The organism is Pantoea sp. CFSAN033090 (assembly GCF_001264395.1).
GTDB lineage: Bacteria > Pseudomonadota > Gammaproteobacteria > Enterobacterales > Enterobacteriaceae > Pantoea > Pantoea agglomerans.
Window position 1 is genome coordinate 78,677 of the sequence record NZ_LGYX01000023.1, and the last position, 21,439, is coordinate 100,115.

A 21,439-nucleotide genomic window follows, 5' to 3' on the forward strand; every position below is an offset into this window, starting at 1 on the left:
CAAAGGCGGCTGTTTAACACCATTATGCAGTCTGGAACACCGCAACCATCGTACGTAACTGCCCTGCGCGCGCGGCGAGCTCATCAGCTGAGGAGGCCGACTCTTCTACCAGCACGGCGTTCTGCTGCGTCACCTGATCCATCTGGTTCACCGCAATATTGACCTGCGAGATACCACTGCTCTGCTCTTCGGATGAAGAAGTGATGTCGCGCATCAGCTGAGAGGTCTGTTCAATGGCGCTGACGCTCTGTTTCACCTTATCGCCTGCGTTCTGCGCCATGGCGATCCCTTCCTGCGCGTGGCCGACCGACTGCTCAATCAGACCCTTGATCTCTTTAGCTGCACTGGCTGAACGTTGTGCCAGTGCCCGCACTTCCGACGCGACGACCGCAAAACCTTTACCCTGCTCACCGGCGCGTGCCGCTTCAACGGCTGCATTCAGTGCCAGAATGTTGGTCTGGAAGGCGATACTGTCGATCACCGAGGTAATCTCTTCAATTTTACCTGAGCTGCCACGAATTTTGTGCATGGTCTCCATCACCGAATCCATTGCTGCACCACTGGAGAGTGCAGCCTGCGTGGCAGATTCTGCACGGGCAGAGGCAAAGCGCGTGTTATCCGCGTTCTGCTGAATGATTGCCGCCAGCTGCTCCATGCTGGCAGCCGTTTCAGCCAGTGAAGCCGCCTGTTGCTCGGTGCGCGACGACAGATCGCCATTGCCACGGGCAATCTCTTCTGAGGAGTAGGCGATGGTAGCCGCGTTACCTTTGATATCCGACACCAGTTGAGCAAGACGCTGCTGCATCCGCCTCAGTGCATTCAGCAGCTCAGCCATCTCATTGCTGCCGGAAACAGTCAGCTGTGCCGTCAGATCACCTGCCGCGACGCGGCTGGCAACTTCGACCGCTTCTTTAACCGGCCGGGTCACTGAACGGGTGATCATGACGGCCAGCAGAATGGCCAGCAGCGCGACGGCAAACAGACCTGCCAGTAACAGATACTGCGCATAGCGGCGTTCCTGGATCTGCGTCTGCATCATTCCTTCCAGACGATGGCTGGTTTGTTCACCCAGCTCGCCGTAACGGTTAATCGCCTGGGTAAAGACCCGCACATAGTCAACCGGCGTCACGCTGGCGTGACCGCTGACAAAGACACTATCAGCCAGATTCAGTGCACTCAGCGCCTGCTGGTTCGCATCCTGTGCCAGATTGCCAAAGGTGGTTTTAAGATCTGGCTCAATGGAAAATACTTTATCCATGTTGCCGCTAAACTGTCTCAGCGCCGTTTTGCCATAATCAAGCTGAAATGCCATGCGGCTGCGATCGGCATCCGACACATTCCCACCCGCAATCAGCGACGTGCCGCTAGCACGAATCTGTCCCAGCGTTTCAGTCAGTTGCGGCAGGCGACTAAAGATACTGACAATCAGCTGGTAGGTATTCAGATCGGCATCCAGCGATAGCTGATAGAAATCAAGTACATCCTGGTTCGTATCGAGTAGCACCTGAATCAGCTGAGCATGTCGCGTCAGGCTGGTTGCCAGGGTCAGTTTGCCCGCGTTAATATCGTTCTGCAGCTGGCTCCACTCCTGATTAACCCGCTCCAGCCGTTTCAGCGGCTGCGCCTGCTCATTATTCTGACGTAATTCGTCAGCAATCGTCTGAGATAAGCGATTAACCTCACTGACCAACGCCATACGTGGCGCGTTATCTGGTTTGTTCAGCGAGATAGCGATCGCACTTTCCGCACGGTGCCGCTGCAGCAGGTTCAGCAACTTGAGCACCTTTCTTTCGACCGGTATACCGGTCAGTTCCACATTCTTTGTATCAATAAGCTGGTTGCCCGTCTGAATAAACAGAAAGGTGGGTAAAATAAACAGCACCAGCGCAAAGGATCCGAGTAACAGGAATTTCGCTGGCAAATTAATCCGGTCGAGTATTTTTTTCATTCTTTTCCGCTCTGATGTGTGAGACGTGCAGGTGTGTAGCGCACGAAATAGCTTTCGTAATATTATTTTTACCGTTTCTTTGACATAGCCAGAGATGCCTCATGCAGCACAATGTCGCTATGAAGAAAGGATTTTCGTATAAAAATCAGAAGTACATATAACACGGAAGGGAGTATAGATTGCGCTGCGTTATTTTACAGTGAATAAAATGACAATATTTACTTCAATATTCACCTAAGCCAAACTTAAAAAATACCCTTAAAAATCATAAAATTGAAATAAAAACACCTGGCAAAAATCATTAAGCCACAAGCCTGACTTCAGCGTTATTGTTTTGAAGATAAAGAAATTCAAGTTGCGTCATGAATAGCCGATAACTGACATCCTGCCTGTATCTGACTCATTATCACCAGACTATCAAACAAATATCTACGCCCGGCAAATTCTAATTTAAACCTTATAACCCTAAAGAGTTACCTGCACTTTTATAATGAAATCGATTTCATTTTATATTTATTTCAGAAAAAGTCGTTTATTTATTCTGATTAATGATAAAAAAAAGCCCCCACATTGTGGAGGCCCTTAAGTTACTGCTCAACCATTAAAAACTTTCCCAGTTCGCCTTAGTCAGGTCGATGGTCTGCTGCTCAGGCTGCTTTGTGTGTAATACCGGACGCCGTACTGCAGCGGTCTGCTGCGACTGCACTGCACGGTGATTGCTTTCCAGCTTAAAGGTCGCCACCAGTCCCGACAGCGTTTCTGCCTGCTCCTGCAGCGACTTAGAGGCGGATGAGGCCTCTTCCACCAGTGAGGCGTTCTGTTGCGTCACTTCATCCATCTGACCAATGGCCTGATGAACCTGTTCAATGCCTTTACTCTGCTCAGAGGTAGCCGCCGCAATCTCATTGACCAGATCGGCCACCTGCTGAATCGCCTGACGGACATTTTCACTGTTAGATCCAACGCCGCTGGCCTGCTCTAAACCGTGTTCGACCTGTGAAACCGATGTTGAGATAAGATCCTTAATTTCACGGGCGGCAGAAGAGGAGCGCTGCGCCAGATTACGCACTTCAGAGGCAACAACAGCGAAGCCGCGACCATGCTCGCCCGCACGCGCTGCCTCGACTGCCGCATTCAGCGCCAGAATATTGGTCTGAAACGCGATGCCTTCAATCAGTCCGGTAATTTCAGAGATTTTGGCAGAGCTGGCGCGGATTTCATCCATGGTACTGAGCATCTGCTTCACCGCCGTCCCATTCTGGATTGACATGTGATTCGCGTTATTTGCCAGGCTGCTGGCCTGTTGCGCACCCTCTGAGTTCTGTCGCACCGTTTCGCTCAGTGTCGCCATGCTGGCTGAGGTTTGCTCCAGTGAAGCCGCCTGTTCTTCCGTGCGTGCAGAGAGATCTTCGTTGCCCGCCGCTATCTGCGTTGATCCGGTACTCACCGATTGCGCGGCGTGACTGACGGAAAGCAACGTGCCGGAGACGCGTGCCAGTAGCTGATTAAATGCCATCGCCGTTTTGCCGATCTCATCCTTACTGCGGACCTCCGCGGTATGAGTCAGGTCGAGGGTATGACTCACCTGCGTCATGGTATTGACCATGCCTGAGAGGCTCTTTTTGATGCCGAGAATCACCTTAGTGGAGAAACCGGCCAGTATCAGAATAAGCAGCAGCGATCCGCCAGACATCGCCCACAGGGTCTGGCTATAAACGCGCTTGTTCTCCGCCCTGAGCTGTTCGCCAATATCGATATTCAGCTGAATCTGACGAGTGAAATCTGCTTCCATCTTACGGGATGCGGCACCAATACCGCCCTCACTCTGCAATAACGGCAGCGTGACCGCATCATTATGGGCGCGTGACGCGGCAAGAAATGCCGGCAATGCGCTGCGGACCGCATCCAGATTTTTATAGGCCTGTTCTGTCATCGCCTTATCTTCATCGCTGGAGATGTCGTTAGCCATGTAGTAATCATTGAGCGACTTAATCTGCGTAAGCAGATTATCAATGCGCTCTTCCGCAGCAGGGAATTTTGCCGCATCGCTGGTGCTGTGGTGGCGATAAAGCGCAATACCCAACTGATTGGTCACGCTGATCGATTTATTGAGATCGCGAATGCTGGGTATTGCGTTCATCTGTACATATTCAAAGCGGGATTGAAAGCCCGAAATCACTGATAAAGAGATAATCACCAGCGCAATCAGTGACATTGCAAGCAGTGAGAAAATCAATACCAGACGTTGTGTAATAGTCATACTTGCCCCCGGCAAAAAAAGAATAATCTGGACATAATTTAAAGTTGGATCGTTCTTATCGGCTCTTGTCTGCAGGGCTTTAATTAAGCATGGCGAATATATTTTTTTATTTTTCCTTGCGAAAGGTACAGAGTGAACTAGCCAGAACACTACTCTGCCATTTATTCATTTTTATTTTGACACACCTTTTTACATCTCATCATCTGAGATAAATTTGCCACATCTCCTGTCAGAAGATTTCCACTGCCGGATGGCCACAATGACGCGGAAGCAGGCATTCATTTGGATCTGATAATTAGCCCGCTAATTCAACAGCGATGCTGACGATAATTGTTAAGGAGAAGGCGATTTAAATTCGTGGGATACCGTCGCAGACGCAGCAAAGGCAGGGCTTGTAAAGCTGAAGAGCTGAAGGGGTGAAAAACCAGCATGATAGTCTGTCATCAGATTTTCTGATAAAAGGATGACTGGCTACCTGTCAGATAACAGGCGACGGTAGGAGATTTTAGCCTTTTGTGTCAGGGCCAGATTAAATCAGTGAAATCGCTGGCGGAATGCTGAATCTGGTCTATGCTCACTGGCCCGACCAGGCTTTAGTCTGTTGGGTAGCAATAACGCTTAAAATAAAAAAAGGTAGTCGTCATGGATTTAGCCACATTTGAAACCAGAACCGGTCTTTGGCCACACATGCAGTTTACGGATGTTGAATATGAAGTGTGCAGCGCAGGTGTAGAGATCTATGCCATTGATGTCAGTCGTCAGACCAAGAGCAAGCTATTTATCTGTCGTGTCACCAACGAGCAGCAGGCAGCGTCGCTAACGGCACAGTTCAAAGAGTGGTTGCCGAAGTTAAAGCTTAAAAAACGCAAAGTCGCATTGAATCTGGCGCGCATGGCGTGCGAGAAGAGCTTCCCCGCGAATCCTAAATTCCAGGATCGGTCTGACATGCGTCGGAACACATCCAGGCTCTGATGCCTGCTTCAGCCTGCACCTGTTACAGCGGGCAGGCTGAAACGCTTTCTTATCCTGTCTGCGCTGCGGCACGTTTTAATCACGCGCCGCAGGCACCTGGAACAGCCGACATTCTCCGGGCTCAATTGAGATATCACTGAAAGTCGTGATATGCATCTCTATCCAGGTATTCGCGGCCCGAAGCGTGTGAGGTGATTTGCGTTGTTCCAGTTCAGCCACAAAATCCCGGGTACTCACTGTGCACTGACCGGTATCATCCCGCCTCATCGCCTCTCTGAATGCTGACCAGACCTCATCATCCTGTGACATCTTATTTACCCCACACCTGCTCTCAACCGACAAGATACTGTATAGATAAACAGTACAATTATTCTCTTAAACGGTCAAGTCTGCTCTGTGTACCTGTCTCAGATCGCTAAGCAATGGCTTAATTGTGGCCATTTTTAGCAGCAGCAGCAGGCGAAACAGGACTTTAATCCTAATCTTAGAAATCGTTTTCATATCTGATTAAGGTATTGATTTAAATAGCCATTGAATATTGTTAGCTTTTTAATTGTTTGATATCTAATTAAAAAAAGAGTTAACCGTAGCGGCATAAACATCGTTTTTGCCCTATCTTTGAATGGCTCTGTAATGAAATCCACTTCTTTTACAGAGTGATCTGACTCCTACCCTTGCCCCCTTTTACAGGGGGCACTTTTTTCAGATAAGGCAGATATCAACATCTGATTGTCTCTGCAGACCGACAACGTTCATGCGTTGCTGACTACTGTGCTGATGACGTTAAGGGAGTGTCTGGAAAAGTGGTTGATTTGTAACCTGATAATTCATTGGTTGTGCTGACATCGCCTGAAGCCTGAAACAGTGGATTGAATCTCAAAACAATTTTCCGAAATAGCAAATAAACGGATTTTTACCCGCTTAAAAGCCTCGCCAGAATGACGTGGTAAGGAGAATAAAAAGTGCGTAATAATCTGGCAATATCAGATTGACCAGCGCCTCACCAGGGAAGCTGTAACGTTATAATAATGCGCTATATCTGCTGTTCGCCCCCGATTTTATGGGGGTTTTTCTTTTCCCTTCATTTCTATGCCCGGTTATTGCCGCACTGCGATCTGATGTCCTGATTGTCGAATCCTTTAGTACTACCTGAATCTACGATTAAATTAATGCTGCAAATATAACGGCATAATGGTCGTAGTTGTGCCCTTAACCAGCAATATTTCTGTGATATGTTTAATCAGTAACTTTCTGCCACGTGAGTCTGATTATGCTCTCCACCCTTATTTACCGTAGCCAGCTTGCGGGTTCTGTCTCGCCAGAGAGATTGAAAGCGCTGGTGGAGCGCGCCAGTATCAAAAATGCTGAGGCTGAAGTCACCGGGATACTGCTCTATGACGGACAGCACTTTTTTCAGGTGCTGGAGGGTAGCGTCGACAACGTTCACACGGTTTTCCAGCGTATCAGTCAGGATGAGCGGCATTTTAACCTGATTGAGCTGATGCGGGATTACGCCCCTGCGCGTCGCTTCGGTCATGCCGGTATGGCCTTATTTGATTTACGTGATTATCAGAAACACACCGTAGTGGATGCCCTGCTTAAGCGGGTTACCCTGAGTGATGAACGGATCAGAGATGACCGGGTGGTGAAGTTCCTGCGTTCTTTCGTCGAGGGGCGGGATAAAGAGACGTTTATCAAAATTGATCCTGCCAGTCAGTGGACGCTGACAACACCCGTCACCTCCGAATCTCAGCCAGCCTGGCAACCGGCACCGGGTCAGCGTTGTGAATTTGCGCTACAGCCTATCGTGGATACAGCGAATCGCCGGATTGTCTCCTGTGAAGCCTTGATACGAGGTCAGCACGGCGCATCACCCGCTGATTACTTTTCACAGTTGCCAGAAAGCGAGCGTTATCAGGGCGATCTGCACTCTAAAACCTACGCTTTCCAGCTGGCCAGACATCTGGGGTTGCGCGAGCAAACGCTCTCCGTCAACCTGCTGCCCATGTCGCTGGTGGTCATTGACGACGCTGTTGAACATCTTATCCAGCAGATCAGGCAGCAGGGATTGCGACCAGAGCAGGTGGTGGTTGAAGTGACCGAAGATGAGATCATCTCGCGCTTCGACGCATTCCAGTTTGCTGTCCAGCAGCTGAAAGCGGCCGGGATCAGCCTGGCGCTCGATGATTTTGGCGCCGGTTTCGCTGGCCTGTCGCTGTTAGCCGATTTCCAGCCCGACAAAGTGAAAATCGATCGCAAGCTGATCACCGATATCCACCGCAGTGGCCCGCGTCAGGCGATTGTGATGGCCATCATTAAATGCTGTCAGGCGCTGGAAATTACGGTTATTGCGGAAGGGGTTGAAAAAATTGAAGAGTGGCTCTGGCTGGAAGCTGCCGGGGTGCGCTATTACCAGGGCTTTCTGTTTGCCCGTCCAGCCCTCAATGCCCTGCCTGCAGTAAGCTGGCCAGCACGACGCCCGAAATAGACCCCGCCGTGATAATCCCCTTTCCTTCCCTTTTGCCCATAATTTGATGCGGCTCACACCGCTTCGCTGCAAAAGGCAAAAGCTGTGCCATGCTTGATTCATCTGACAGCCTTCAGGCAACACAGATATTCATCAGGTCACTGGACAACAACCGGAAATGGGAGAGTCACCATGAACGAAGATCGCATTGGCGGTAACTGGAAGCAGTTCAAAGGTAAAGTTAAGGAAAAATGGGGTGATCTTACGGATGATGATATGACCGTTGTAGAAGGGAAGCGCGATCAGCTGGTCGGTAAAATTCAGGAACGCTACGGCTACGAGAAAGATCGTGCCGAAAAAGAAGTGAAAGAGTGGGAAGATTCCAACAAGTACCACTGGTAACGCGTTCTTAATCGCCGGGCGTCTCTGCGTCCGGCATCTGCTCTGTACCCCTGTTTAATCCCCCTCACCCACTGCCCTCTCTGCACCCGATACACCGGCAGATTATGGAAATGATTGTTTCTTTATTTATTCCTGACGCGCATACTGCGTCATCTTCCCTGTTCATGGGATCTCAATGCCTTCCGGATATCAATTATGCCTCAGCACTCTACCGACACCGTATGTGGTCTCGTCGGTGTTCTTCCTGAAACTCTGCGCCGCTGGCGCCGTGCCGGGCTGATAACGCCGCCTGGCCCTGCTGGTTACTCAGATAATCAGCTTACGCGTGCGCTCTGTGTGCGTGAAATGACCTCAGGGGGCCATACGCTCTTTGATATCCATACTGCATTTAACTGGCCCAGCGTTACGCTGCCTGGCGGCTGGGCCTGTCGGGAAGAGGATATGTTGCATCTGCTGGCGCATAATACGGACGCAGATGTTGATCGCGAACTACAGATGATGAATACCGACTATTGTGGTGATGATTATGTTAATCGCTACCTGCGGCCGCTCAACCTCTGGCTGCGCACTGACCTCAGCGAAGGTGCGGCGCGGCGCCAGCAGCGCTTTCATTCAGCGGTAGTCAGTCAGTGGGAGCGCCTGGCGCTGGCCTCACAACGACGCAGCACCGTACCGCTGTTTCTTGAAGCAGTCAGTGTCACAGATGAAACCGAGATCTGGATGGAAGCGATACGGCTTAACGGACAGGGCTTTCGGGTTGAAGTTGCAGCAGATGCGTCAGGTATCCCCGCCGTGGCGCAACGCCGCTTTGAGCATCATCTGATGTGGTGTGGTGATGGTATCAGTGCATCGATGAAGGCTGCATTTCACTCCAGTCTTGAGGCGGGTGAACCGATCATGCTGACCGGAACGAATACCGGCTTACCGTCGCAAATCAGCCTTATGGCAGCCAGCGCCTGAACTCTTTTGACTTTCTTACCTGCCAGTGAATAAAAAGGCGGAAACAGCCTGTGCCGTTTCCGCCCTGTTCATGTTACTGATGTTCAAGAGTTCGCTGACCGCCGATCGCAATCGGGATACGGCGCGGTTTCTCGCTCTCCGGTATTTCCTGGATCAGATCAATGCTAAGCAGACCTTCCGCCAGGCTGGCTCCGGTGACCTTCATGTGCTCTGGAATGGAAAAGCTCAGCTGGAAATCGTGTCGGGAAATGCCGCGGTGGATCCAGCTGGTGTTCTCTTCCCGGGCCTCGCCAGACGCTTCCTGTGACGGTTTCTCTCTGTGACCGGCCACTGAAAGCCGTCCGCCTCGTAACTCGATCTCCAGTTCATGCTCTTTCCAGCCAGGTACACTGACGGTCAACGCATAGCGATTATCCTCTACCCGTTGCAGATCGTAAGCGGGAACCGACGTTACCGGGCTGTCGCCAGTAAGCTGACTGAACAATTTATCGATGCGGTTAAAGCGGTCTGAAAAGACTGAATCAGCCAGCGAAGGGAACACTGAAAATTGTTGTACTGACATGGTGATAATCTCCTGAACAGGTTCATCCAAAAGTTCATCTGATCGGGCTCATATTTCCGATCATCTCTATAAATAGGGATCAGTAGTCAGTTTTCAAGTTGGTAAATATAATTTTTTTACCGTTATCAGACAGCCGGTTACCACAGAAATAAATTTCAGGGTATTAACACAGCCGTTACTTTTTGCTCTGAGGTGCAAGAGCAAAATGGGGATGACAGCCAGCCAGTAATAACAGCAACTCATATTCTCCCTGACTTAATAGTGTCGGGTTACCTGCGGCTTCTTTGGTTTGCCAGACGCGCAGGCTAAGGTCAAAACGCTCAGCAGCGCTCTGCTGTGAGAGCCCGGCGGCAAGACGAAGTTCACGCACATTACTCTGGACGACCACAGGCGGCCTGGGGGGACGATTCACCAAACAAAGACTCCTTCAACATGATTAAACCGCAAAGGCACAGTGCTTCGCCATCAATAAAAGCGAAGCGACCTGAGAGCGGCCATAACGAAAAGACCACAGAATAATTGACTATTTTAAATAAATGTCAAATTTCAGGTTTAAAAATCATGCATGCTTTTTTATAAGCGAAGCGGCATATTTCGCCCTGACGGAGACTTTTCTATTTCCATAGAGTGCTTTATTCCTCCTGCCAGGAATTATCCTGTTATTTGCCTTAAGGGCCATTCAGGGATTAATCCGCTACCTCAAGCGCCCTTTCTTCATCAGGATAGAGGTATAGCCTGAGGGTCATGTTCAGGCAGCATCATTGAAAAAGAGGAGGATAATGAATGAAAAATCCTATCCAGCGTCGCTCGCCCGACGATCTGTCGCAGGTGGAAATTCGTGAACAGTGGCAAATCACCTACTGGACCCAGGAACTGAGGACAACACAGGAAAGGCTGACACGCGCGATCCGCGAGCGAGGGCCGCGGACCGAACAGGTTCGTGACTGGCTGGAGCAAAACCCGCCGCCACGTCGTCCGACACAATTCACACACGGCATGAAAGGTTAAACTGATTACTGTCTGAAGCGACACGTTACTGGCAGTCTTGCGGTGGATTGACCTATAGCAGTCAGGAGTACACTGACAGGTCATATCTGCCGGTCTTCATTTTTTCAGGCTTTTACCTGTATTTTTAATAGGTTATCTTCCTGAGCAACCAGCGGATAGCGATCCGTCTCTGGCTGCAGACCTGTTTAATTGTAAAACTGACTTAGAAATAACATTAACCACCCTGAATGCTTATTCATCTCCTGACGGAAAATAAACATTAACAACCGTAAAAACCCTCTCCTGGCTATATAAAATGTACAAATGTAAATAATCAGGCGCATCTTCGATTAAATTTTCGAATCGTAACAACCCCTTTAATGCGTTAAAGAAAATATTAAGAGACACCCGCTGCATAGTCCCTTATTATCCAGTTGAAAATAAAAAATCACGCCATAATTCCTGCCGCCCGAATCACATTTCGCTCCGGACAGTTTTCTTTTTTCGCTCCGTAATCAGCCGGTGCGGGGGTTCTACACACATGTTAAACAATTTAAACGGCGACAATGAGCGCCGCAGCCGCGCCTTACAGGCGTTGCGCGACCCTGATGAAAGCCGCGATGAAGTTCTCCGGAAGTTTGTCCGGCTAGCCAGTCAGGCCCTGGGTATCCCGGGCAGCTTTATATCGGTGCTGGATGATGAGTTCCAGACCGTTCGGGCATCACACAATTTTGAACTGCAACGCTCAACGCGTGCGGATTCACTTTGTCGACACGTGGTTGATAGCGACAGTGCGGTGATCGTCCCTGATACTTATTACGATGCGCGTTTTGTCACGCATCCCCTGATCACTGGCTCACCCTTTATCCGCTTTTATGTCGGTGTGCCACTGAAAACACGCGATGGCATTATTCTGGGCACACTATGTGTGACCGACACCGAGCCGCATGCGTTTCCCAGTGACCAGGTGACGACCTTAACGCTGCTCTCTACGCTGGTAATGTCCTTTCTTGAAGCCTGGCACTCGGCGGGTTTTACCGATCCGGTGACCGGGCTGCCTAACCGTCAGCGCCTGATACGTGATTTGCAATATCTTGCCGTTGCCGGCGATACCACGCCACGCCGTCTGGTTCTGATTGATTGCATCGATATGTCGCGCGCTTATGAACTGGCCCGCACCATGGGAATGAGCCCGGTTGAGAGCCTGCTGAAAGATATGGCCACTCTGCTGCCGCTGCGCCTGCGTCCGGCGGTTGGGGAGATGATCTATACGGTGGCCACCGGCCGCTTTGCTATCCTGACCCGAGCGGATAGCCGACTCAGTGCCGCGTGGGTAGCCGGTCGTCTGGAAGGTATCAGTGCGGACATGGATGAAGGTCTGTCGGTCGCGCTGACTCCCCATACCGGTGAGGCTGACTTTGTCGCTGGCAGCATGCCAGCATCTGAAATATTAGGCCGTGCGGTCAGTGCGTTGCATGAAGCGGTCGGCCGCGGACTGCCCTCTCAGCGCTTTGACGCTGAGGCTGAAACGCAGCGTTCAGAAGATTTCCTGCTGATGACCGATCTTAAAACGGCATTACGCGAGAACACCGGGCTATATATGGTCTATCAGCCGAAAATTTGCCTGCAAAGTGGTAAACCCGTGGGTCTGGAAGCGCTTATCCGCTGGCAACATCCCAGCCGGGGCGAGCTTTCACCTGCCGCCTTTATCCCGCTGGCTGAGCAGACCGATCTGCTCTCTGTGCTGACAGCCTGGATTATCGATCGGGCGGTTGAGCGCCTTAGCCGGCTGAGGAATAACTGCATCCAGCTGCCGCTAACGATAAACGTCAGCGTACGTGACTTTGCGCGCGAGGGGTTCGCTTCAGCGCTGGAAAGTAAGATGGTCAAATCTAAGCTCCCGACCTCTCTGCTGGGAATCGAATGTCTGGAAACCGAACGTATCCTTGAAAGCCCGACCGCCCTGCGCGGGCTGGAGATGCTCAGAGCACGAGGATTCACTATTTCACTCGATGATTTCGGTTCCGGCTACAGCAATATCAGTTATCTGCGTCGCATGCCGCTTGATGTGATTAAGCTGGATCGTTCCCTGATCAGTGAGCTTTCCTCTGACACGGCTTCACGCATCATTGCACGCAGCATCATCGCCATGCTTAAAGAGCTGGATTATACCGTGGTGGCAGAAGGGGTTGAGTGTCCGGATGCAGTAACATCCCTGACCGAGTATGGCTGCGATCAGGCTCAGGGCTATTTCTATTCGAAGCCGTTGAACGAAGAAGCATTGGATCACTGGCTGCACTGGAAGCTGCGTGGCGAGTGTCATTAATCTGGAGCTGGCGCAATCTGATATCAGATTGCGTTTTCAGCGATCTGAACGATCTCTGATATCCCCCCATGGTAATAATTCAAAATATTTGATCAATATCAGCAAAAGTTAGCTATATCAGTCTGGCGAGATCGCGCCTATCATTCATTCCATCGAGGCAAAACGCCTCTCCCTGACTGAAATACGCTAAGGAATTGACCATGAAATCCATCAAAAACTTCGTTGCTGTTACCGCACTCTCTCTGATTTCATTCGGTAGTTTTGCCCAGACTATTACCGCTACCGCGTCTACCCTGGATGCTGCTGAAGCGAAAGTCGCGGCACAGGCCAAAGATGCAGGCGCATCCTATAAAATTACCGGCGCACGCGTTGATAATCGTGCTTATGTCTCTGCTGAACTGATCAAATAACATTTACCCCTTCAATACGATGAGGCTGCCACTACGGCGGCCTTTTTTATTATGCAGGAAGCATAGTTCGTCTGCTCAGGTTCAGCGTCTCTGATCCCATTACGATTGTTGGAACCGTGCCCCACAATTTGCCGTTTCGCTTATTGTCACCTGCCGTGGTGCAGTCTGTGCGACAGTGAATAAGGAGAGATGAAACATTTTTTGAACAATGCTAGCGTGTGCGCAACAATCTTATAAAACGGAGCTGCACATGCTGACTACCATAATATACCGCAGCCATATTTCAGATGACTTTCCCATCAGAACCCTGCCCGCAATGGTCGACAACGCCAGCAAAATAAATGCGGCTCACGACGTGACCGGCATATTATTATTTAACGGTACCCATTTTTTTCAATTGCTTGAGGGTCCGGAAGCGGGCATTCAGGCAGTCTATCAGAGAATTTGTGCAGATCGACGGCACCACAATGTGGTGGAGCTGATGCGCGACTATGCGCCTTACCGCCGCTTTGGTAATGCGGGCATGGCACTCTTTGACCTGCGTGAACACGATCGCTCATCGCTCCTGCAGGCCGTGCTGGATAAAGGGACGTCAAAATATCGTCTGACCTATGATGATCGGGCACTGCAATTCCTGCGCACGTTTGTAGAGTCTCGTGAGAAAGAGAACTACTACGAGGTCCTCCCGCCGGGTTACTGGGAGTTTATTTCTGAGCACAATGATGTGCCGGACTCCCGTCCGGAGACAGAAGGCGTCAGCTTCCGCCCGGTGGTGGATCCCCTCGCTCGTCAGGTCACAGCGATTGAAGCGACCACTCTGCGACCTGCTCCCAACGACGACACCTCAGGCGATCAGCTTTATGTTAACGATCTGGAAACCGTGAAAAAGACGTTTTCCCATGCTGGCCTGGTCTGCCCGGACGGTATGACACTGTACGTCAGCCTGCTGCCTATGACGCTGGTGGTGATACCCAATGCCGTCGATCATATTGTGACCGCTATTCAGCAGGCGGGACTGGTTCCTGAGCAGATTGTAGTTGGCGTAAGTGAAACCGCAGTGATCTCGCAGCTGGAAGCGTTCGCTGAAGCCGTACGCGCGCTAAAAGCGGTCGGAATCAGTCTGTCGATCGACAATTTTGGTGACGGCTCCGCGGGATTGTCCTTGCTGACTCACATTCAGCCCGACCGCATTCGTATTGATGCCGGTATCACCCGCGATGTTCATCGCAGTGGGCCAAAGCAGGCGGTGGTTCAGGCGATTATTAAATGCTGTTCCGCGCTGGAAATTACCGTCATCGCAGCAGGGATCGTACAGGCAGAAGAGTGGATGTGGCTGGAGGCTGCAGGTGTGATCAACTTCCAGGGCACGCTGTTCGCAGCCGCAGGGCGCTATGAAGCACAATCCGTTGCCTGGCCGGAATACCGGGAGGCGATGTAACACTCTCTGTCCCAATGGTGATAAAGCGGTACGTCAGCGCGAGGCCGCTTTCTTCACCGATGTCCTGCAGAGCAGTATCAAAGCCGCAGCGGCCCCGCTAAACACCTCCCCTCCCCCGCGCCCCCATCGGACCCGTTCTTGTGACAGGGATAACGGCAGCGCCTTCCTGATGGTTCCGGCCATACCTTAATCTCTGTACTCATTCTGGCTTAGCTCTATTTGATAACCACTGTAGCGAGTAAAGTTACCTGTTTAACTCTTCCAGTAAGCAAATCAGTGGCGGATCCTTCTTTAGGATCAAACTTCATCGCCTATCCACTGTAGCGAGTAAAGTAACGATATTCAGGGTTCGGAAACCACTGTAGCGAGTAAGCAGAGCAAGTAAATCGTCATCCGTCCTTCTAAATTGCAGCGCGAAGGCGCATTAGCCTTTGTTTCAGGTACTCCAGGTACGGTTTCATTCAGTCATAACCACTATAGCGAGTAAAAAACCGATCTCCCTCTCAACAATGAATTTTGACCCTTGATTGCAGAATCCGCCCTGTGTGGGTCCTCGCAAAGGTACTTTTATGAATGCAGCTAAGCTCTTTAACTGCAAAAATCTGAAGCACGGCACACCGTTTAACGGCTGTGGCGAGTAACCATTTTTAGGTGTGGGAATTTGGCAATTTAACAGGAAGTCTTTTACTGACAGTGCAATAAATGATAGTGAGTGCTTACTCTATTTAAGGTAACCACTATATCGAGCATAGGCCAGTGACAATAACAACCACTATAGCGAGTAAGCTCCTCATTTCTGCTCCCAATTAACAACCACTGTAGCGAGAATATCGCATTCATCAGCGCCAGTATCTGATCATTAACTGAACGCTTTAGCGATAAAACAACCTGATAACCACTGTAGCGAGTAGTTTACTCACCCTGGATGGACAAAACGGAGATGAAAAAGCGCGGTAACGGAGGAGATAACCACTATAGCGAGTAGAGTAATGACACCAATTCCCCTGCACAGCCTGCTTGAATACTTCATGACGGGCGTACTTTCTGTGCTGTGATCAGGTAAGTAACCACTATAGCGAGTGAACATTGGGTCTCATTCTGGCTATTACGCTTTTGAGGCCGCTCTTCCGGGAGAGACTAACCACTATAGAGAGTAAACACAGCACCGGGCTCAATTCAGGTCCTGCCGATGGAGAGTGATGAATAGCGCGATTAGCCCTGTTCAGACAGGCGTTACGTATGTTGCTGTCGTGCTGGTAACCACTATAGTGAGTAACGTTACTCGCTACAGTGGTTATTGCGTTTCAGCCCGGCGTTCCCGATAAGAGATTGAAAGCGGAGTAGCATGCTAGCAGAAAGCGTGTCATTGCTTCTTCTGCTTCCTGATTTTGTTCAGTAGCTCTTTTTCTTCACGCGAGACCATCACCAGCTCACTGCTATCCTCTTCAATCACCGGTTCAGGCAGGCTGACGTCAATTACGTCGGAATCAATATCAAGATCGTCAAACTCATCCATCTCATCATCGATCAGGCCTGACTTACTGAGCGGCAGTTCGGCCGGGCGCAGCTTAGGATGACGATAATGAACCCAGAAGTAGACTGATGAGCCACGTCGGGTTTCGGTGTAGTCGAGATAGCCGATCTCTTTTAACTGCTCCATGGCCTTTCTGACGGTGGCATTCTGGGTAATCACACGCGATGTCAGGTTAAGTCTTGCGCGCAGACGCGCCATAGATATCGGCGCAGGCTTCGGCGGAAGGCTTTCAATGAAGGTGTAGAGCGCCTGAGCAGACTCTTTGCGTGCCAGCTCATTGATGGCTTTAAGCTGCAGCAGAACCTTTCTGTCGAACTGATACAGCTCAAAGATCTTGGGATCGGCCTGCAGCGTTACCGTGTCCTTCTTGATGCTGTATTTCGCAGACTGCACCAGGTGCGTCGTGTAGTTCTCTCCGCCCTTGCTGGTAAAAGTCAGGGTGTTAGAGGCAATACGCGTCAGCGAAGCATCCAGACGGCTCCTGAGCTTCGAGGAGAGACGCACTGAGGGTATGCCGCATAGTTTGGCAAATTCAACGAAAGAGAGCGTTACCGTGTCTCCCAGACACTCATGCGTAGCGAATGCACGAATGATCCCGACCCAGGTTTTGAAATCATTATCCATATCCAAGCGGGCACCCAGAATCTTAATGTTGTCATAGCCTTCTGACCTGACCAGGGATAACTGTTTAAGATCCTGGGTCACATCCATGGCGTTCATCTGGTTTTTCTGACTGCGCGCTGTGGATTTTAACGTCGGAACAAATAAACCGAGTCGCATCAATGCTACCGGCTGGACGGTGTTGTTACTGTTGGGGGTAAGAGTAACAACTTCACCTGTACGTTTATCTGTTTCGCTAAACGCATCAGCTATGTTCAGGATATCTGGTTCTTTTCTTGGCATTAGGAAGATCCGTGATGTGAACAGGCGAGAGCCGCTGTTACTCGATACAGTGGATACTATCACTCACTACAGCGGTTAATCTACTTACCATAGTGGTTATTTCTCTCGATATAGTGGTTGTTTTACTCGTTATAGTGGTTAGCGACCCGGCTTTAACGTAGTCATACCGTGGCCTGAGGCGGTGCTGGGATCTTTAAGGAACTTAATAAGGATCTTAAATGGATCTGTTATTGGATCTATTCAGTGGATAACCTGAGAAAACTAACTGAAAAAGAGTCGAGCCACCGCCCTCCCCCTTTACTGGATCTCACTCTTTCATCGCAAGCACCCTGGAAGAAGCCGTCATCTACGCATAATCAGGGTTATGCACACCGATTCAGGCCAATTACTCGCTATAGTGGTTGTTGAGTACTCGCCAGCGCGGTTGCTTTTCTCGCTATAGTGGTTGTTATACTCGTTATAGTGGTTATTCTTCTCGCTACAGTGGTTACTGACCCCCTTCCAGGCCTTGTGTCACAAGGCTTCAGACGCTGCAGGGATCTGTTAAGGATCTCAATTTGATCTATTGAGGATCGACCAATTGGATCTGGCCTGTGGATAACGGGGATAAAACACACAAAACAAAGAATTAGCTGAGAGTCCCAGTCAGAAGTGATTTTCACCTTCAGTTCTGAATGTGCGGTTTATCAGAAGCACGACTGAGAAGGTCTTTTACTGCTAAAACGATCTAACGCTGATCATAGGTAAGACTGGAATGTTGCATACACCTATAACCATTAAATCTTTAGGGTTATAAGTTTAAATCAGGCCTCAGAAAATCGGTCAGTGAAAATACAGAAAACTCACCATGATGTTAATCGCCTATCTATTTGATAAATAATGGATTATTTTTTATTTTCATGATGAAAACACCATAAGATTCTTACTTTACGTAATATCTTTGTTTTGTCAGTACTCAGAATCTGTCAGACATACTAAAAAGGCACTTAAAATAACTTTCCCGGAAGAAGTTAATAAGGCACCAGTGAAGGAACAACAGGAAGAACAGGAAGAACAGGAAGAACGACAGTAAGAAAAATGCGTTCGGCATAATAACTTAAACTAATAAATAGGCTTAGCGTGAATGAAGTAATTTCAGGAATGTAAGAATGATATTAAGATGAAAAGATTGTATCGGGAGCTGAATCAAGCACAGTAGAGCGTTAATTCTGACTGTCCGGCATAGCTACATTATGGTGACTTGCCCCAATTAATATTGCTCTAAGCCTTGCCGCATTAAGCCTGTTCTCTACTCCTACTCCTACTCCTACTCATGCTCTTAAATCGGCAGTCTTAACTCTTCGATGATTTTGATTCGTGACATCACATAATGATGAAGGGAATTAAATCCCTCTCTTTTCTGGATTAAGCCTTGCAATAAAAACCCTATGCGGAAAACGCCTGACATTATGTTGACAGGCAGCAACACAGATTATGAACGATACATAATGACAAGGCATAAAAGGTATAGATTTGGAAGCAGTGATCTTAAGTTAGCAATGATAACGGTAACGATTACTTGCGCACTTTACCGTTATGCCTACTCCTTCAGGTTCAAAAGCACTGTAATAGCTTCTGAGTAAAACTCTACGTCAGCAGTAAATGTTGAGTGAAAGTGCATTAATCCTGGAAATTTTTCACCAGGCCATTTCACGCTTAATTAAATGATTTATAATAACTTTTATTGAATTTTCATGCTGAAAACACCATTAAAAAAACACGAAAACAATTTAACGAGCAACCTGCAGACTGGCAGATGATTTATCAGAATCGGAATGCACCGCTCCGAATCATTAGTCCTTAAAATATTCGTTTAATGTCGCCATTTTAAGTTATCTGTCTCAACCAGCCTGTAAGACAAAAAAGCAGAGCGATTCACTTTCCAGTGATTCACAAAAGTAATGCTGCTTGCATCTCACCATCGCGGAGAAAAAATCCAGGTTTTTGGCATTTTTCTAAAAAATTGGCAGATATGTGCTTTTTGTGTAGTATGCAAAAAACATTAACGCAGAGGGGCTTATGAAGCGTGATTATGGTGGAGTGCTGGAAATGGCCACACGTGCCAATTCCATGTTACATGGACTGAGTAACCATATTGAGCAGCAGCGTCAGGAATTTAACCAGACCGGTTTTTACCAGACCTTCTCCCGGAATGCTGTCGCCAACATGCCATTGCTGAGTAAGCATGCTGTTGTCGCCGCAATTGGTGATATGGAAGCAGCAGGTTATCAGTTTGGGAAAAAACAGACCGGCAGCACCTCACAATATGCCCTGACTATCCAGAATGTGGTCGACATCTATCAGCATCGTAAAGTACCGAAATATCGCGATCGGCACGATGGCCCCTTTGTCGTATTCGTTGTCAGCCTCAAAGGTGGTGTCTCAAAAACAGTGAGCACAGTCACGCTGGCCCACGGTATGCGTGCACATCCTTCTATGTTACATAATGACCTGCGTATTCTGGTTATCGACCTGGATCCACAGGCATCAAGCACGATGTTCCTGAGCCATACCAACAGTGTCGGTTCAGTTCTGGAGACGGCAGCGCAGGCGATGCTGAACGATCTGGATGCAGACCAGCTTCGTAAGCAATTCATTAAACCTACTGTCATGCCCGGCGTTGATGTGATCCCAGCTTCTATCGACGATGGTTTTGTTGCAAGCGACTGGGAAGAGCTGGTTGCTGAGCATCTGCCAGGCGTTGCGCCTTCGGAAGTATTACGGCGCAACGTGATTGATCGTCTGGCGGGTGACTACGATTTTATCTTCCTTGATACCGGACCTCACCTTGATTCATTCATGCTGAATGCAATTGCGGCCAGTGATGTATTGCTGACGCCGACACCTCCGGCACAGGTCGATTTCCACTCCACCATGAAGTATCTGACGCGTCTGCCGGAAATGCTGGAGCGTATTGAGTCCGAAGGCATTGAGCCACGGCTTAAAGCCAATATCGGCTTTATGTCCAAAATGACCTCTAAACACGATCATCTGACTTCGCAAAGCTATGCCCGGGAAGTGTTTACCAAATCGATGCTGGACTGCAGCCTGCCGCGGCTGGATGGATTTGAGCGCTGCGGTGAATCCTTTGATACGGTGATCAGTGCCAATCCCTCCTCTTATCCGGGCAGTGCGGACGCTCTGCGCAAAGCTAAATATGAAGCCGAGCAGTTCTCAAGGGCTGTGTTTGACCGCATTGAATATATCAGGAGTACCCTGTGAGCAAACCTATACAGCGCATCGGGCGCAAGTTTGGTGATTCTGCTATCGCAAACATGATCGACAGCAGCAGCCAGTCGCGCACATTTACGCTGAAGTCGGGCGCGAAGGCCACCTTTGTGCGCCAGCTAATCCTGCATGATGATATTGAAACCAGAACCAGCGTTGACCCAAAAATCAACGGACGTGACCAGAGCACGCTGACGCCGGAATCGCTTCAGGAGATCACCCGTACTATTACGCTGCAGCAATTTTTTCCGGCTATTGGTCGTGTCAACGGTGACCGGATTGAAATCATGGATGGTTCGCGCCGCCGCGCCGCATGCATTCTTTCCGGTGCCAGTCTGGAAGTACTGGTCACCGCTGATGAACTGAGCCTTAGTGATGCGCGTCAGCTGGCTGCGGACATTCAGACAGCAAAAGAGCATAACCTGCGTGAATTAGGCCTGCGCTTTATGCTGATGAACGAAAATGGCATGAGCAAAACAGAGATTGCTAAAGCAGAAGGCATCTCAAACGCAAAGGTCTCACGTGCGTTCCAGGCCGCAGCCGTACCCGCTGAATTTATTGAACTCTTTCCGGTCGTATCAGAGCTGACACTTCAGGATTACCAGCTACTGCTCGATGTCTGGGAAGAGGCGAAAGCGGAAGCGGTTGATGTCACCGCGCTGGTCAGCGATATTAAGCAAACGCTTAAAGCTGATGATTCCCTGCTAAGCGCCAATGCGGATGAGAAGAAGAGCGCGATTCTTAACGGCTTTAAAAGCGCCCGTCGTCAGTTAAAAAAACCTGCACCCGTCAGCAAGACGGTGACGGAAAAGCTGGCTACCTTTACCACAGCTAATACCTATGCGCGTCGTAAAACTAATGATGAGAAGCGGACTGTGCAGTATGAATTCAGCCGTCTGCCAAAAGAGATTGCTGAACAGATCGACGCGTCAATCAGACAGATACTCTCCACATTAAAATAATCCTCTTTACGTTTTTGATACCAGAACCGGCCTCTGTGCCG

General features: G+C 49.5%; 16 protein-coding genes. 10 read left to right on the forward strand and 6 right to left on the reverse strand.

The annotated features are described in order from the left end of the window. Window positions 1-22 precede the first annotated feature (22 nt). Window positions 23-1,948, reverse strand: a complete 1,926-nt coding sequence (locus AFL22_RS18410; protein ID WP_052271884.1) for a methyl-accepting chemotaxis protein — start codon at window positions 1,946-1,948, stop codon at window positions 23-25. A gap of 601 nt (window positions 1,949-2,549) precedes the next feature. Then, on the reverse strand, window positions 2,550-4,208 hold the full coding sequence (locus tag AFL22_RS18415; RefSeq protein WP_052271885.1) for a methyl-accepting chemotaxis protein: 1,659 nt from the start codon (window positions 4,206-4,208) through the stop codon (window positions 2,550-2,552). A 642-nt stretch (window positions 4,209-4,850) separates the two neighbouring features. Here AFL22_RS18415 and AFL22_RS18420 point away from each other — a divergent pair. Continuing rightward, window positions 4,851-5,180 (forward strand): hypothetical protein, encoded by a 330-nt coding sequence (locus AFL22_RS18420; RefSeq protein WP_010256979.1) that lies wholly within the window; start codon window positions 4,851-4,853, stop codon window positions 5,178-5,180. 75 nt (window positions 5,181-5,255) lie between these two features. Here AFL22_RS18420 and AFL22_RS24565 read toward each other — a convergent pair whose 3' ends face one another. Continuing rightward, entirely contained in the window at window positions 5,256-5,489 is a 234-nt protein-coding gene (locus AFL22_RS24565) for a hypothetical protein (protein ID WP_052271886.1), read from the reverse strand. A 961-nt stretch (window positions 5,490-6,450) separates the two neighbouring features. On the opposite strand from AFL22_RS24565, the gene AFL22_RS18430 reads away from it, so the two are divergent. From AFL22_RS18430 to AFL22_RS18440, 3 genes are all read left to right on the forward strand, one after another. After that, window positions 6,451-7,668: a diguanylate phosphodiesterase gene (locus AFL22_RS18430; protein ID WP_052271887.1), complete on the forward strand. Its 1,218-nt coding sequence runs from the start codon at window positions 6,451-6,453 to the stop codon at window positions 7,666-7,668. Between the two features lie 171 nt (window positions 7,669-7,839). Beyond that, entirely contained in the window at window positions 7,840-8,049 is a 210-nt protein-coding gene (locus AFL22_RS18435; protein WP_010256969.1) for a CsbD family protein, read from the forward strand. A 195-nt stretch (window positions 8,050-8,244) separates the two neighbouring features. Beyond that, window positions 8,245-9,009 carry a MerR family transcriptional regulator gene (locus AFL22_RS18440; protein ID WP_010671952.1) on the forward strand — a complete coding sequence of 255 codons (765 nt, stop codon included), beginning with the start codon at window positions 8,245-8,247 and terminating at the stop codon, window positions 9,007-9,009. A 73-nt stretch (window positions 9,010-9,082) separates the two neighbouring features. Here AFL22_RS18440 and AFL22_RS18445 read toward each other — a convergent pair whose 3' ends face one another. Together AFL22_RS18445 and AFL22_RS23590 are read right to left on the reverse strand one after the other, a co-directional pair. After that, the gene (locus AFL22_RS18445; RefSeq protein WP_010671953.1) at window positions 9,083-9,571 is read right to left on the reverse strand and encodes an Hsp20 family protein; all 489 of its coding nucleotides are present in this window, start codon (window positions 9,569-9,571) and stop codon (window positions 9,083-9,085) included. A 175-nt stretch (window positions 9,572-9,746) separates the two neighbouring features. Further along, complete coding sequence (locus tag AFL22_RS23590) at window positions 9,747-9,986, reverse strand: hypothetical protein (RefSeq protein ID WP_022624236.1); 240 nt, start codon at window positions 9,984-9,986, stop codon at window positions 9,747-9,749. A gap of 368 nt (window positions 9,987-10,354) precedes the next feature. Between AFL22_RS23590 and AFL22_RS18450 the strand changes: the two genes are divergently transcribed. From AFL22_RS18450 to AFL22_RS18465, 4 genes are all read left to right on the forward strand, one after another. Next, window positions 10,355-10,579, forward strand: a complete 225-nt coding sequence (locus tag AFL22_RS18450) for a DUF3606 domain-containing protein (RefSeq protein WP_010256955.1) — start codon at window positions 10,355-10,357, stop codon at window positions 10,577-10,579. A 520-nt stretch (window positions 10,580-11,099) separates the two neighbouring features. Beyond that, the gene (locus AFL22_RS18455; RefSeq protein ID WP_010256951.1) at window positions 11,100-12,884 is read left to right on the forward strand and encodes a GGDEF and EAL domain-containing protein; all 1,785 of its coding nucleotides are present in this window, start codon (window positions 11,100-11,102) and stop codon (window positions 12,882-12,884) included. Between the two features lie 200 nt (window positions 12,885-13,084). Then, complete coding sequence (locus tag AFL22_RS18460) at window positions 13,085-13,294, forward strand: YdgH/BhsA/McbA-like domain containing protein (protein WP_010671954.1); 210 nt, start codon at window positions 13,085-13,087, stop codon at window positions 13,292-13,294. A gap of 250 nt (window positions 13,295-13,544) precedes the next feature. Beyond that, window positions 13,545-14,732 carry a diguanylate phosphodiesterase gene (locus AFL22_RS18465; RefSeq protein ID WP_052271888.1) on the forward strand — a complete coding sequence of 396 codons (1,188 nt, stop codon included), beginning with the start codon at window positions 13,545-13,547 and terminating at the stop codon, window positions 14,730-14,732. A 1,363-nt stretch (window positions 14,733-16,095) separates the two neighbouring features. Here the strand turns inward: AFL22_RS18465 and AFL22_RS18470 are convergent. Continuing rightward, on the reverse strand, window positions 16,096-17,169 hold the full coding sequence (locus tag AFL22_RS18470) for a RepB family plasmid replication initiator protein (protein WP_010256943.1): 1,074 nt from the start codon (window positions 17,167-17,169) through the stop codon (window positions 16,096-16,098). Between the two features lie 2,058 nt (window positions 17,170-19,227). On the opposite strand from AFL22_RS18470, the gene AFL22_RS18475 reads away from it, so the two are divergent. Then, window positions 19,228-20,430 carry an AAA family ATPase gene (locus AFL22_RS18475; protein WP_010256940.1) on the forward strand — a complete coding sequence of 401 codons (1,203 nt, stop codon included), beginning with the start codon at window positions 19,228-19,230 and terminating at the stop codon, window positions 20,428-20,430. Beyond that, window positions 20,427-21,398 carry a ParB family protein gene (locus tag AFL22_RS18480; protein WP_010671957.1) on the forward strand — a complete coding sequence of 324 codons (972 nt, stop codon included), beginning with the start codon at window positions 20,427-20,429 and terminating at the stop codon, window positions 21,396-21,398. Before AFL22_RS18475 ends, AFL22_RS18480 begins: the two co-directional genes overlap by 4 nt. Window positions 21,399-21,439: the final 41 nt, after the last annotated feature.